Source organism: Serratia sp. JUb9, assembly GCF_014298095.1.
Classification (GTDB): Bacteria; Pseudomonadota; Gammaproteobacteria; order Enterobacterales; family Enterobacteriaceae; genus Serratia_B; species Serratia_B rhizosphaerae.
Map to the genome: position 1 here is coordinate 2,657,475 of NZ_CP060416.1, position 12,964 is coordinate 2,670,438.

The 12,964-nt window shown below is 55.9% G+C and carries 12 protein-coding genes; 10 read left to right on the forward strand and 2 right to left on the reverse strand.

Features of this window, described 5'->3' with window-relative positions; translation table 11 throughout:
• Positions 1-418: 418 nt before the first annotated feature.
• The gene (ydgH, locus tag HF675_RS12575; protein ID WP_105231082.1) at positions 419-1,366 is read left to right on the forward strand and encodes a DUF1471 family protein YdgH; all 948 of its coding nucleotides are present in this window, start codon (positions 419-421) and stop codon (positions 1,364-1,366) included.
• A gap of 234 nt (positions 1,367-1,600) precedes the next feature.
• On the forward strand, positions 1,601-2,992 hold the full coding sequence (locus HF675_RS12580) for an amino acid permease (protein WP_105231081.1): 1,392 nt from the start codon (positions 1,601-1,603) through the stop codon (positions 2,990-2,992).
• 31 nt (positions 2,993-3,023) lie between these two features.
• Here the strand turns inward: HF675_RS12580 and HF675_RS12585 are convergent, their stop codons facing one another.
• Positions 3,024-3,431, reverse strand: coding sequence for a hypothetical protein (locus tag HF675_RS12585; protein WP_105231080.1), 408 nt, complete (start codon positions 3,429-3,431; stop codon positions 3,024-3,026).
• A gap of 160 nt (positions 3,432-3,591) precedes the next feature.
• Between HF675_RS12585 and folM the strand changes: the two genes are divergently transcribed.
• The 3 genes from folM (at position 3,592) to rstB (ending at position 6,421) form a co-directional block, all read left to right on the forward strand.
• A complete protein-coding gene (gene folM, locus HF675_RS12590) occupies positions 3,592-4,314 on the forward strand; it encodes a dihydromonapterin reductase (RefSeq protein WP_111737128.1) in 723 nt (240 codons plus the stop codon).
• 80 nt (positions 4,315-4,394) lie between these two features.
• On the forward strand, positions 4,395-5,114 hold the full coding sequence (rstA, locus tag HF675_RS12595; protein WP_105233330.1) for a two-component system response regulator RstA: 720 nt from the start codon (positions 4,395-4,397) through the stop codon (positions 5,112-5,114).
• Positions 5,111-6,421, forward strand: a complete 1,311-nt coding sequence (gene rstB, locus HF675_RS12600; protein ID WP_111737129.1) for a two-component system sensor histidine kinase RstB — start codon at positions 5,111-5,113, stop codon at positions 6,419-6,421. The genes rstA and rstB overlap by 4 nt, the downstream gene beginning before the upstream one ends.
• Before the next feature lie 80 nt (positions 6,422-6,501).
• Here the strand turns inward: rstB and HF675_RS12605 are convergent, their stop codons facing one another.
• A complete protein-coding gene (locus tag HF675_RS12605; protein WP_105231077.1) occupies positions 6,502-7,407 on the reverse strand; it encodes an AraC family transcriptional regulator in 906 nt (301 codons plus the stop codon).
• Between the two features lie 414 nt (positions 7,408-7,821).
• On the opposite strand from HF675_RS12605, the gene HF675_RS12610 reads away from it, so the two are divergent.
• The 5 genes from HF675_RS12610 to HF675_RS12630 all read left to right on the forward strand — a co-directional run bounded on the left by HF675_RS12610 (position 7,822) and on the right by HF675_RS12630 (position 12,926).
• Positions 7,822-8,568: an SDR family oxidoreductase gene (locus HF675_RS12610; RefSeq protein ID WP_105231076.1), complete on the forward strand. Its 747-nt coding sequence runs from the start codon at positions 7,822-7,824 to the stop codon at positions 8,566-8,568.
• 522 nt (positions 8,569-9,090) lie between these two features.
• Positions 9,091-10,125 (forward strand): LacI family DNA-binding transcriptional regulator, encoded by a 1,035-nt coding sequence (locus HF675_RS12615; protein WP_105231075.1) that lies wholly within the window; start codon positions 9,091-9,093, stop codon positions 10,123-10,125.
• 226 nt (positions 10,126-10,351) lie between these two features.
• Positions 10,352-11,659, forward strand: coding sequence for an MFS transporter (locus HF675_RS12620; protein WP_187043130.1), 1,308 nt, complete (start codon positions 10,352-10,354; stop codon positions 11,657-11,659).
• A gap of 32 nt (positions 11,660-11,691) precedes the next feature.
• Positions 11,692-12,456, forward strand: coding sequence for an SDR family NAD(P)-dependent oxidoreductase (locus HF675_RS12625; protein ID WP_105231074.1), 765 nt, complete (start codon positions 11,692-11,694; stop codon positions 12,454-12,456).
• Positions 12,457-12,509: 53 nt separating this feature from the next.
• A complete protein-coding gene (locus HF675_RS12630; RefSeq protein WP_111737130.1) occupies positions 12,510-12,926 on the forward strand; it encodes an RbsD/FucU domain-containing protein in 417 nt (138 codons plus the stop codon).
• The last annotated feature ends 38 nt before the right edge of the window (positions 12,927-12,964 follow it).

The following is a 12,964-nucleotide window of genomic DNA, read 5'->3' on the forward strand; positions in this document are numbered from 1 at the left end:
CTGAAAATAGGATCGATGATCTACGTTTGCTTAACCCATCGGATGAGTTTTTACATAAAAATGCATGCAGCGACATGACAGAGCGCAATTTTCTCTGAAAAAAATAACCAAAGTCCTAATGAAAACAGGCAGTTTTCTTACCGTGAGCCATCTGCGCAGGCACAGTACTCTGCGGCAATGCGGCATAAAAGTTATAAAAATGTGAATAAACAATGCTTATTCAAACAAAATCTTTATTATGGATGCTTATATCCGAAGACGATGAAAAAGAACGCCACGCCATTAACAGATTTGTCTCAGGCGATGACATAAAATGCTGAGACACCTGCCAAGATTACATGTAATAATCAATGGCTGAATAACACCTCAACAGTTCAGCACGTTATAAACGTTAATGCGCTAGGCGAAAGGATTTTTTATGAAGCTGAAGAACACGATCATCGCATCAGCCTTGTTATCACTTACCGCGCTGTCCGCTCATGCTGCGCAAGAGTTAACGCCTGAGAAAGCGGCGGCTATCAAGCCATTTGATCGCATCACCATCACCGGCCGTTTCAACGCCATCAACGAAGCCGCCACCGCCGTCTCTCGCCGCGCCGATAAACTGGGCGCAGACGCTTTCTATATTCAAGATATTAATAATAGTAACAATGGCGGCAACTGGCGCGTAACGGCGGACATCTACCACAGCGACGCGCCGGAAGTAGAGAAGAGCAACTATCGCGTATTCAACGGCGTGAAAGAGCTGCCGAAAGACAAGGCCTACCAGTTAGAGCCGTATGATACCGTCAGCGTCAGCGGTTTCTTCCGCAGCCAGCCGGACGTCAACGACGCCATCTCCAAGCAGGCGAAGAAAAAAGGCGCCGATTCCTTCTTTATCGTCCGTCAGGTTGACGCTAACAAGGGCGGCAACCAATACGTCACCGCTTACGTCTATAAAGCCGATGCGCCAAAACGCATCGTGCAGAGCCCGAACGCGATCCCGGCCGACTCCGAAGCCGGTAAAGCCGCGCTGGCCGCCGGCGGTGCCGCCGCGGCGAAGGTAGAGATCCCGGGCGTCGCCTCTTCCGGCTCACCAAGCCGTGAAGTCGGCCGCTTCTTCGAAACGCAGTCGTCAACCGGCAAACGTTACACTGTCACCCTGGCCGACGGCACCAAAATCCAGGAAGTAAACAATGTGACCGCCGCGCAAATGCAGCCGTTTGACTCCGTGACCTTTACCGGCCACTTCAACAGCATGACCGACGTCTCCACCGAAGTGGCGAAGCGTGCGGCCGCCAAAGGCGCCAAGTACTATCACGTCACCCGCCAGTGGCAGAACAAGAGCGGCGGCAACCTGACCGTCAGCGCCGATCTGTTCAAATAAACCGCGTTTTACCCCTTCCGACGGGCAGCCCTGGCGCTGCCCGTTTTTCTTTCCGTCACGACTGAATAATTTTTTAACCGTTCCGCATATTCAATCATTGCATCCCGCTGCGTCCGTCCGTAGAATCTGCGCCGTTTTTCAGGGCTAATTGTCTAAACGCACGGTGATCGTCACCCTGTTTTTACTGCTCAATCGGCGCTCTCCAGCTGTTTATTCTGTATTCGGGATCCTTCATTGGAAAAAAAATTAGGTCTACTCGCATTAACCGCTCTGGTGCTCAGTTCCATGCTCGGCGCCGGCGTGTTCAGCCTGCCGCAAAATATGGCGGAAGTCGCCAGCCCGGCGGCCCTGCTGATCGGCTGGGGCATTACCGGCGTCGGCATTCTGTTCCTGGCCTTCGCCATGCTGCTGCTGACCCGGCTGCGTCCCGATCTGGATGGCGGTATCTTTACGTATGCCAAAGAAGGCTTCGGCGAGCTGGTCGGCTTCTGCTCCGCCTGGGGCTATTGGCTGTGCGCGGTGATTGCCAATGTCTCTTATCTGGTGATCGTCTTCGCCGCGCTGAGCATTTTCACCGACCGCGGCGGCGCGGTAATCTTCGGCGACGGCAACACCTGGCAGGCGCTGGTGGGGGAATCCATTCTGCTGTGGGTGGTGCATGCGCTGGTGCTGCGCGGCGTGCAGACCGCCGCCAGCATCAACCTGGCCGCCACGCTGGCCAAGCTGCTGCCGCTCGGGTTGTTTGCCGTGCTGGCGGTGATCGCCTTTAAAATGGACGTATTCACCCTCGACTTTACCGGCGTGGCGCTCGGCAAGCCGGTGTGGGAGCAGGTAAAAAACACCATGCTGATCACTCTTTGGGTGTTTATCGGCGTGGAAGGCGCGGTGGTAGTGTCGGCACGGGCGCGCAACAAGAAGGATGTCGGGCTGGCCACCATGCTGGCAGTGGTGTCCGCGCTGGCGGTATACCTGCTGGTGACGCTGCTGGCGCTCGGCGTGGTGCCGCGCAGCGAACTGGCGCAGATGCGCAACCCGTCCATGGCGGTGATGATGGTCGATCTGCTCGGCCCGTGGGGCGATGTGATTATCGCCGTCGGCCTGATTATCTCGGTGTGCGGCGCCTACTTGAGTTGGACCATTATGGCGGCCGAAGTACCGCTGCTGGCCGCGCAGCACGGCGCCTTTCCGAAAGTGTTCCGCCGGCAGAATAAAAACCACGCCCCGTCCGCCTCGCTGTGGCTGACCAACGGCGCGGTGCAGATTGCGCTGGTGCTGATCTGGTTTACCAGCAGCAACTATAACTCGCTGCTGACCATCGCCTCGGAAATGATTCTGGTGCCCTATTTCCTGGTCGGCGCCTTCCTGTTCAAAGTGGCGCGGCAGCGCAATGACAAACGCCTGATCGTGGCGGCAAGCGGCGCCTGCCTGTATGGCATCTGGCTGCTGTATGCCTCAGGGCTGATGCATCTGCTGATGTCGGTGCTGCTGTACGCGCCGGGGTTGCTGGTGTTTATCTATGCCCGTCGCGGCCATGATGACGTGAAATTGCTGAACAAGCTGGAAAGAAGCAGCATTCTGCTGCTGCTGTTGGCCACCGTGCCGGCCGGCTGGTTTATGCTGCAGTAATGAGTGAGGACGGCCGGGTGAAAACACCCGGTCATTTTTCCTGCGTGCTGATGGTGATGCGCTCACCCACCTGCGTTAATACCACGTTTGTCGCACACTCCTGCTGAATCGCCGCCAGTTGAGCTTTATCCAGCGCATAAGGCAGCAGAATATCAAATACCGCCAACCCCTGCTGTTGCCCAAGATCGATCAGACGCACAATATTGGTTTCATCGCTGACCTGGGTGGACACCACCTGCAAAGCCAACTCTTTTAACTGTTCTGTACGCGTTTGCGTGGATACCACGCGTGATTTCAGCACCATGCCAAAAATAGGCATAACGCCGTAAATTGCATCAATAAAGCGCCAGTGCTTCTTGCACGATGCAGACAGAAACTCCATGTAGTCAAAGCAGATTGTTTCACTGCGCGCGACGGATGCAAGGTGACCGTTACTCATCCCCTCAGTTCCTCTTTTGGCCAGCGTATACCTGTCGCCCTGGATATTTAGGGTATATTACATCCTGAAATGGATAATCGATGCGAAGCTATAACGATTTTACGCCGTATAATGGCATAATTCCCCTATTGTTTGCCAGCCTGTTCAGGAGCTTTAATCGATGGAACCCTATGACTCTGCGCCGGTAGTGATCACCGGCGGCGCCCGCCGCATCGGCCTGGCGCTGGCCAAATCGCTGCTGCAGCGCCAGGTGCCGGTAATCGTCGCCTACCGCAGTGACTATCCGGCGCTCGCCGAACTCAAATCGCTGGGCGCCACCTGCATTCAAGCCGACTTTTCCACCCATGACGGCATCTACCAGTTTGCCGCGCAGGTGCGGGAAACCACACCTAAACTGCGGGCGCTGGTGCATAACGCCAGCGCCTGGCAGGCCGAATCGCCACAGACGCCGCCGGAGCAGGTGATGGCGTCGATGCTGCAAATCCACGTTTACACCCCTTATCTGCTGAATCAGCTGCTGGAGCCCTGCCTGCGCGGTCAGGGACAGGCCGGCGCCGATATTATCCACCTGACGGATTACGTGGTGGAGAAAGGCAGCGATAAGCATATCGCCTACGCCGCCAGCAAGGCGGCGCTGGATAATATGACCCGCTCGTTCGCCCGCAAGCTGGCGCCGGAGGTGAAGGTCAACGCCATTGCGCCGGCGCTGATTATCTTTAACCCCGGCGACGATGAAGCCTATCGCCAGCAGGCGCTGCAAAAGTCGCTGATGAAAGTCGCTCCCGGCGAAAGCGAAGTGGTCGACCTGGTGCATTACCTGCTCGGCAGCCGCTATGTAACCGGCCGCACCCACGGCGTCGACGGCGGCCGTCCGCTGCGCTGATCGTTGCCGAGCGGAGCATGGCGCAACGTACAGCGGCGCGCTATGCTGAATGCCGTCTTGCTGATAACTCCCCGGAAAAAATGCACAAAATTGTTTTTGTAGAAGACGACGCCGACGTCGGTAAATTAATCGCCGCCTATCTGGGCAAGCATGATATTGACGTCCTGGTCGAACCGCGCGGCGACACCGCCCTGGAGCGCATTGCGCAGGAGCAGCCGGATCTGGTGCTGCTGGATATTATGCTGCCCGGCAAAGACGGCATGACGCTGTGCCGCGATTTGCGGCCGCAGTTTCACGGCCCGATTGTGCTGCTGACGTCGCTTGACAGCGATATGAACCATATTCTGTCGCTGGAAATGGGCGCCAACGACTATATTTTGAAAACCACGCCGCCGGCGGTGCTGCTGGCGCGCCTGCGCCTGCATCTGCGTCAGGGCGCCGCAGGGCATGAAGATCCCGCCGCCCTGACGCCGCACAACGCGCTGCATTTCGGCCTGCTGTGCATTGACCCGGTCAACCGCCAGGTGACGCTGGCGGACGAGACCATCACCCTTTCCACCTCGGACTTTGACCTGCTGTGGGAACTGGCGACCCACGCCGGGCAGATTATGGACCGGGAGGCGCTGCTGCAAAACCTGCGCGGCGTCAGCTATGACGGGCTGGATCGCAGCATCGACGTCGCGATTTCCCGCCTGCGCCGCAAGCTGTACGACAATGCGCTGGACCCCTTCCGCATCAAAACCGTACGCAACAAAGGCTACCTGTTCGCCCCCAACGCCTGGGAACAGGCGCAGCCATGAGAAAACTCTTCGTACAGTTCTTCCTGCTGCTGTTCGTCTGCTTTCTGGTGATGGCGATGCTGGTCGGGCTGGTGTACAAGGTGACCGCCGAACGCGCCGGCCGCCAGTCGATGGACGACCTGATGAAAAGCTCGCTGTACCTGATGCGCAGCGAACTGCGGGAAATTCCGCTCAAGGACTGGAACAAAACCATTGATACGCTGGATCTCAACCTCTCCTTCCAGCTGCACATTGAGCCACTGGGCAAGCAGAAACTGAGCGATGAGATGAAAAAGCGGCTGCGGCTGGGGGAAATCATCGCGCTGGACGATCAGTACACCTTTATGCAGCGCATTCCGCGCAGCCACTACGTGCTGGTGGTCGGCCCCATTCCCTATCTGTTCTATCTGCATCAGGTGCGGCTGTTGGATCTGGTGGTGCTGCTGCTGATTGGCCTGTCGCTGGCGCTACCGGTGTTTCTGTGGATGCGCCCGCACTGGCAGGATCTGCTGAAGCTGGAAAACGCCGCGCAGCGCCTCGGCGCCGGACATCTGGACGAGCGCACCCATTTTGATCCCACTTCCAGCCTGAACCGGCTCGGCGTGGCGTTCAATCAGATGGCGGACAATATCAACACTCTGATCGCCAGTAAGAAGCAGCTGATTGACGGCATCGCTCACGAATTACGCACTCCGCTGGTGCGGTTGCGGTACCGGCTGGCGATGAGCGATAACCTGTCCGACGGCGAACAGCAGGCACTGAACCGCGATATCGGCCAGTTGGAATCGCTGATCGACGAGCTGCTGACCTATGCGCGCCTCGACCGCCCGCAGGTGGCGCTGAATATTGAACCGATCGACCTGCCCGGCTGGCTGCAGGACAAAACGGAAGATCTGCGGCTGATGCATCCCGAGCGCGATATTGCACTGGATATCCCCCATCGCGGCGACTTCGGCGGCGTGGATCTGCGCCTGATGGAGCGGGTGCTGGATAACCTGGTAAACAACGCGCTGCGCTATGCGCAACGGCGCCTGCGCATCGGCCTGTGGTTTGACGGCGACATCGCCTGCCTGCAGGTGGAAGATGACGGGCCGGGCATTCCGCCGGATGAGCGCCAGCGTATTTTCGAACCGTTTGTACGCCTGGACCCCAGTCGCGACCGCGCCACCGGCGGCTGCGGCCTGGGGCTGGCCATCGTGCACTCCATTGCCGTTGCCTATCAGGGGCAGGTTTTCGTCGACGCCAGCCCGCTCGGCGGCGCCAGTTTCCGCTTCAGCTGGCCGGTAAAATCCCCTGCCTTGTTAAATGCCGAGCCGACAGCGCGTTAAGGGGATAAGGGCAATCCCGTTCTGACTGGTTGCGGATATATCACCGAGAGTGAACGAGCGATTACGTTTCTGTATCCGCATCACTCGCCATGTAAACGCATACGTTTAATGTCACGCTGCGGAGATTCACCAAATTCCCGGCGGTATTCGCGACTAAACTGCGAAGCACTTTCATAACCAACGATTAAAGCAGCGCTGCCGGCGTCCAGATGCTTGCTCAGCATCTGTTGTCTGGCCTCCTGTAGCCGGAGCTTCTTCTGGTACTGTAGCGGGCTCACCCCCGTCACCGCCCGAAAATGTTGCCGAAACGTGGATGGACTCATATAGGCACTCGCGGCCAATTCATCTATGCAGACAGAACGCGTGAAATTCTGTTTAAGCCAGCCAACCACCCTGGCAATATTCTGCCCCGGAGAGCCTGCCGTTGCCAGATGCCGGAGCTGGGGGCCATGATTACTGGCCAATAAGCGGATAATAATTTCCTGTACGATGAGCGGCGCGATCGGGCCGATTAAGTCCGGCTCGGCCAAGAGCTTTATCAGACGTTGCAAAGCGCCCGTTACCCCTTCATCCAGAGGCTCAACAGACAGCGGATTAAGCAATGTTTCTCTTACAGGCTTCGCCGAAGGCATAAGCGCAGCAGTCTGTACCACAGTCCGGGGATCAAATGTCAGCACCAACCCCAGAAAGGGCTCATCCTGGCTTGCCTGAGTAACATGGGAGACCACTGGCAGATCTATCGTGGTCAGCATAGACTCACCTGCGCTGTACCGGGTTAGTTTCCCCGCCAGCATGACCTCTTTCGCTCCCTGCACCACAACGCCCAGTCCCATCTGATAAATACAGTGCACGGGCGCCGTGGGCACACTACGGCGATGAATGGTGAGTGAAGAGATGGCCGTAGAATAATCACCATCGTTTTGGGCAATCTCTACAATCATATCCGCAATATTTTTTTGGTCGGAATTCGGATTTTCAGTGGCCATACATGCACAACAGAACGATAATTTTAATGATTTTCTAAATTTACCATCATCAAAGCCGACTTTGCACCTTTCAATAATGATTAATCATTTTAGGCAATTTTTTTGGCGAATATGACAAGGGCATCGGATAAGAAAGGACTATGATTACGCTCATACTTCACTTGGATGGATGAGAGGTCGATGCCTGATTTGTTTGATTCCTACACGCTTAAAGATATTACCCTGCGCAACAGGATTATCGCCTCACGCATCCCGACGGCCTTGCTTCCGTCGCTATGCACCATGCCGGCGCCGAGTGGCGCGGGAGTTTAACCTTCCCCGTTTTGCCGGTTCCGTACGCGTACTGGCTGCAAAACCGGACAAAATAGTGAGTGACAACAAAGCAGCAATTAACCCCGTACTAAGGAAACTGAGATGACAGACAATATTAAAGATAAAGTAATTGTAATAACCGGTGCTTCAAGCGGTATGGGTGAAGCTGCAGCTCGTCACCTTGCCAAAAAAGGTGCCAAATTGGTACTTGCAGCCCGCCGCTCCGATCGTATAGATGTGTTGGCCAAGGAAATCAATGATCAAGGCGGAACTGCAATTGCTGTAGCAACCGATGTAACCCGTGAAGATGACGTTAAAAAGCTCGTTGATACTGCCGTTAACCAACTGGGTCGCATTGATGTACTGATTAATAATGCCGGTGTTATGCCGCTATCGCCGCTCGATCAGGTTAAAGTGAATGAGTGGAATCAGATGATCGATGTGAACCTCCGTGGTGTTCTGCATGGCATCGCCGCCGCCCTGCCATATATGAAAGCCCAAAAGTCGGGACACATCATCAATACGGCATCCGTTGCCGGCCACCTGGTCTTCCCGGCATCCGCCGTTTACTCTGCCACAAAATATGCGGTACGCGCACTCACCGAGGGGCTGAGAAAAGAAGCCTGCGCTTATAACGTCCGTGCAACCATTATCTCTCCAGGGGCGGTATCTACAGAGTTGCTCGAGCATATCAGCGATAAAGACGTTCAGGCTGTCAATCAGGAGTACGTAGGAAAAGTTGGCGTTCCGCCGGAAACCTATGCCCGCATGGTTGCTTTTGCCATTAGCGAACCCGAAGATGTGGGTGTTAACGAGATTATTTTCCGACCAACAGCCCAGGATTTGTAAGCCTGTACGACAAAAGCGGGAGAGTCTGGCAGACGGCTCTCCCACATTCAAAAAATACTCTGTGTACAGGGAGTTACGCGATTTTCCCCGGAGGAATTACGGGGTTATATCTTACCGGCATCCGTACTGAAATGACTGATAAATTAGTCATGGAACGGCTCCCCGCCATTTATGCCAGGGCGTACTACTTATCGCGTTCTGAACAGAATATTCTATGTATGGCATAGCTACAAAGTATCGATAATAGGTGAATCGACTATCCACACACCTAACTCTAATATACCCCCCCTGATTTAACCGCGTAACCATCATGGATATCATGATTTGCCAATGAGAGTAAAAAGCACCGCCGCTGTTTAGTAAACACCGGGGGCTGCGCATGACTGTTTTCACAAAAGCGATATTCGCTGCCTTACCCTGTCCGGTTGCCGCTTGCCTGCGCCACCTTTCCCTTATAGATTGCTGCCTATCGGCGGAGCAAAGCCGCCCGCAGCGGCCGGCAACCATAAGGATAGCGACAAGATGGCCAATATTCGCGACGTTGCCCGGCGAGCCGGCGTTTCCATCAGCAGCGTGTCAAACCTGCTTAATCATCGCGCCCATCAGATGAGTGAAGAGACGCGGTTGCGCATTGAGCGAGCGATGGACGAGCTGCATTACCGGCCGCAGAGAATGCCGCCGCGCACTAGCGGGCAGCCGACGATTATCGGTTTACTGGTGCCGTCGATTGTCAATCCCAGCTTTTCGGCGCTGGCGCATCAGGTCGACCTGTCTGCCCGGGCATACCGCTACCGCGTGCTGCTCGGTAATTCATACCGTCAGGAAGAAGAGGAACGCGCCTTTATCACCGATATGTTCGCCCACGGCGTGCGCGGCATTATCGTCGCGGCGAGCGATATCCGCCAAACGCACTTTGTCCGCTGTGCCGAACAGGGGATGAGAATTGTCAGCTACGACAACCGTTTTAGCGGCAGTATGGCCGCCGATACCCGGCTGGTCGACAGCGTCTCTATGGACAACGTTGAAGCCGGCCGCCTGGCGGCGAACCACCTGATTGAGCGTGGCTGCCGGCAGATTGTTTTTGCCACCGAGGCGGCCCTCACCCTGAGCCGCAGCAATAAAATCGACGGTTTTCTGGCGGCGTTGCGCAGCCATCAGCTACCGGCGTATGAACGGGTGATAGAAGGCAACGCCAGCAGTGAATATGGCGATACGGAGATGTTTGAACTCGGCCGGGCGCTGGTAAGCCGTATACTCGCCATGACGCCCCGTCCGGACGGTATTGTGGCAATCAACGATGCGCTGGGCATTGGCCTGATGACGGGGCTGCGCGCCGCCGGGGTGCGCATACCGCAGCAGATATCCATCGTTGGCATCGACAATATTTCGCTGGCCGGATTTTCCGAACCGGGACTGACCTCGGTAATGCCGCCGCTGGCCGCTATGGCGCAGCTGATGGTCGAACGCTTAATTAAACGCATCAACGATCCTCTGCTGCCGCCCGGTGAATTTCTTTTTCCGCCGACCTTGATCGGCCGTCAGTCAGTAAAAGATTAGCGCCAATTCGGCACGGCGACAGATATATTTCGACGCTGGGGGCTCCCCTGCGTTATCGGCAGCGGTATACGTAAATCAATAGGAATAAATAATGAATACCAATAACCCACTAATAATGCGCTAACACGCAACGTCATCACATCAGGCAATCGTTTATTAATTAACACCGGCGAGCATTAAAGCCGGGGACGGAACACGCCAATAAACAAAACTTGGATAAATAACCATGAACAAAAGAACGCCGCAGGATATTGAACGCAGCGCAATAAGAAAGCTGACGCTGCATATCGTCCCCTTAATGATTCTGTTATATTTTCTGGCCTTTCTTGATCGTAACAATATGGCTTATGCCGCCATAGCGTTGGAAGACAGCCTGGGGCTCACGGCCTCTGCATTCGGTTTTGCCTCCGGTATTTTCTTTATCGGCTATTTTATGTTTGAAATCCCCAGCAATGCCGGCACGATCAAGTTCGGCCCGCGTATCTGGTTCGCCCGCATCCTTATCTCATGGGGCATCTTCGCCACCCTGATGGGCTTTGCACGTACGCCGATGGAGCTGTATATCTGCCGTTTTATGCTGGGTGTCTGTGAGGCTGGCTTCTTCCCCTCCGTGGTCTACTATTTTACCGTATTTTTCCCGGAAAAATACCGCACCAAAATTCTGGGCATGTTTATTATCGTCCAGCCTTTATCCAACGCCATCGGCTCACCGATTTCCGGTTTTATCCTTAATATTGACAACGGCTGGTTTGGCCTTGAACCCTGGCAACTGCTGTTTATTATTGAAGGCGTGCCGCCGATTATTATCGGCCTGATTATTCCGTTTATCATAAAGAACTCACCAAAAGACGTCGGTTACCTTGACGTGGAGGAGAAAGCCTGGTTAATGAATAATAACCAGCGTACCAAATCCGGATCACAAATAACGCTGGGTGATTTCTTTAACGGTATTAAAAACAAAAAATATCTGATCTACGCCCTGCTGAATTTCGGCATGGTCTGCGGCATTTACGGTTTTGGCATGTGGCTGCCCTCCATCCTTACCGCCATTTCCGGCAACGATATTTTCCACGTCAGCCTGCTGGCGCTGATCCCCTATGGCCTGGGGGCGCTGCTGGTTTATCCGTGGAGCCTGTGGGCCAGTAAAACCCGGCAAATCGGCATTTTTGCCGGCATCAGCATGGTGATGGCCGCCATCGGTCTGGCCGGCGCGGTAGTCTTCTTCCAATACAACCTGTTCGTCTCGCTCTCTTTCTTATGTCTCGCCGCCGTCGGTATCTACACCGCCGTTCCGCCGTTTTTATCCATGCCCGCCAATATTTCGTCGGGCGCGTCGGCCGCCGCCGGCCTGGCGGTGGTGAGCTGCATTGGCAACATCGGTGGCTTTGTCGCCCCCTATGTGGTGGGCGTGCTTAACGAATTTACCCACAGCAGCATTCCGGGGCTGGTTTTCCTGGCGCTGTGTCTGCTGGTCACCGGCCTGATTTGCATTTTCTACTGCGCCAAACAGCGCGAAGGCGTCATCAGGGCGTAACTCACTTTCCCCCTTAACACGAGGTATTCACCATGGGCAATCTTAGCGGCAAGAAAGTCTTTATCACCGGCGCGGAGCAAGGCATCGGCCGGGCCACGGCAGAACAGCTGATCCAGGCCGGCTGCGATATTTATTTGCATTACCACAGCGGCGAAGAAGGCCCCAAAGCGCTGGTAGAGTTGGCGCATTCGCTGGGGCAGCGCGCGGCCTATGGCTACGCGGATTTAATCGAGACCGCAGACGCCGAACGCTGCGTGCGCGCCGGGGCGGAGTTTCTCGGCGGCATCGATATTTTGATCAATAACGTCGGCGGCATCGTCGGCCGTAAGTGGCTGGGAGAAATCGACCGCCAGTTCTGGCAAACGGTGCTGGATGTGAATATGACCACCATGCTGAACGTGACGCAAAGCGCGCTGCCATTCTTGAAGGCGGCAGCAGACGGCGCCAGCGTCGTCAATCTGGCCTCGCTGGCCGGCCGCGCCGGCGGACATTCCGGCTCGCTGGTCTACTCGTCCTGCAAGGGTGCGGTGCTGACCTGGACACGTTCGCTGGCGGCGGAACTGGGTGAACACGGCGTCCGGGTGAACGCGGTGGCTCCCGGGTTGATCCTCGGCACGCGTTTTCACGATCGCCACACCACCCAAGCCTCGGCGGAAGAAACCGTCCGCGCAATCCCGCTGGGCAGAGCCGGCACGCCGCAGGATGTGGCGCGCGTGATCGCCTTCCTGGCGGCGGAATATGACGGATTCGTCTCCGGTGCCACCATTGATATCAACGGCGGCATTTACCGCATGTAACCTACCGGCCGGCAGTCCGAAACGGCTGCCGGCATTTCAGACAGAGAACCAACATGATTAAATCAGAACTTATCCACCCGCCTCTGCTCGGCGCACTGGCGGCATGCGGCCACAAAAGTCAGCTGTTAATCGCCGATGCCAATTACGCGGTAACCAGCAACGCCCGTAAAGACGCGACCGTGGTGTATCTCAATCTGTCGCCGGGGATGATCCCCGCCGCGCTGGTGCTGGAGAAAATCCTGACCTGTATCAATGTGGAACATGCCGCCCTGATGACGGCGCCGGCGGATTTTCCCCATACTGCGGCCGACGACTACCGACGCTTGCTGCCTACCGATTGCCCCATCAGCTATCTGGAGCGGGAGCAGTTTTACGCCGAGGTCAAATCCGAACGTACGGCGTTGATTATCGCCTCCGGCGAGCAGCGGCGCTTCGCCAATCTGCTGCTGACGGTCGCCCCGGTCTTTTGACTCTCCGCTGGGGGGCCTAATCCATAGCGCACGTTCTT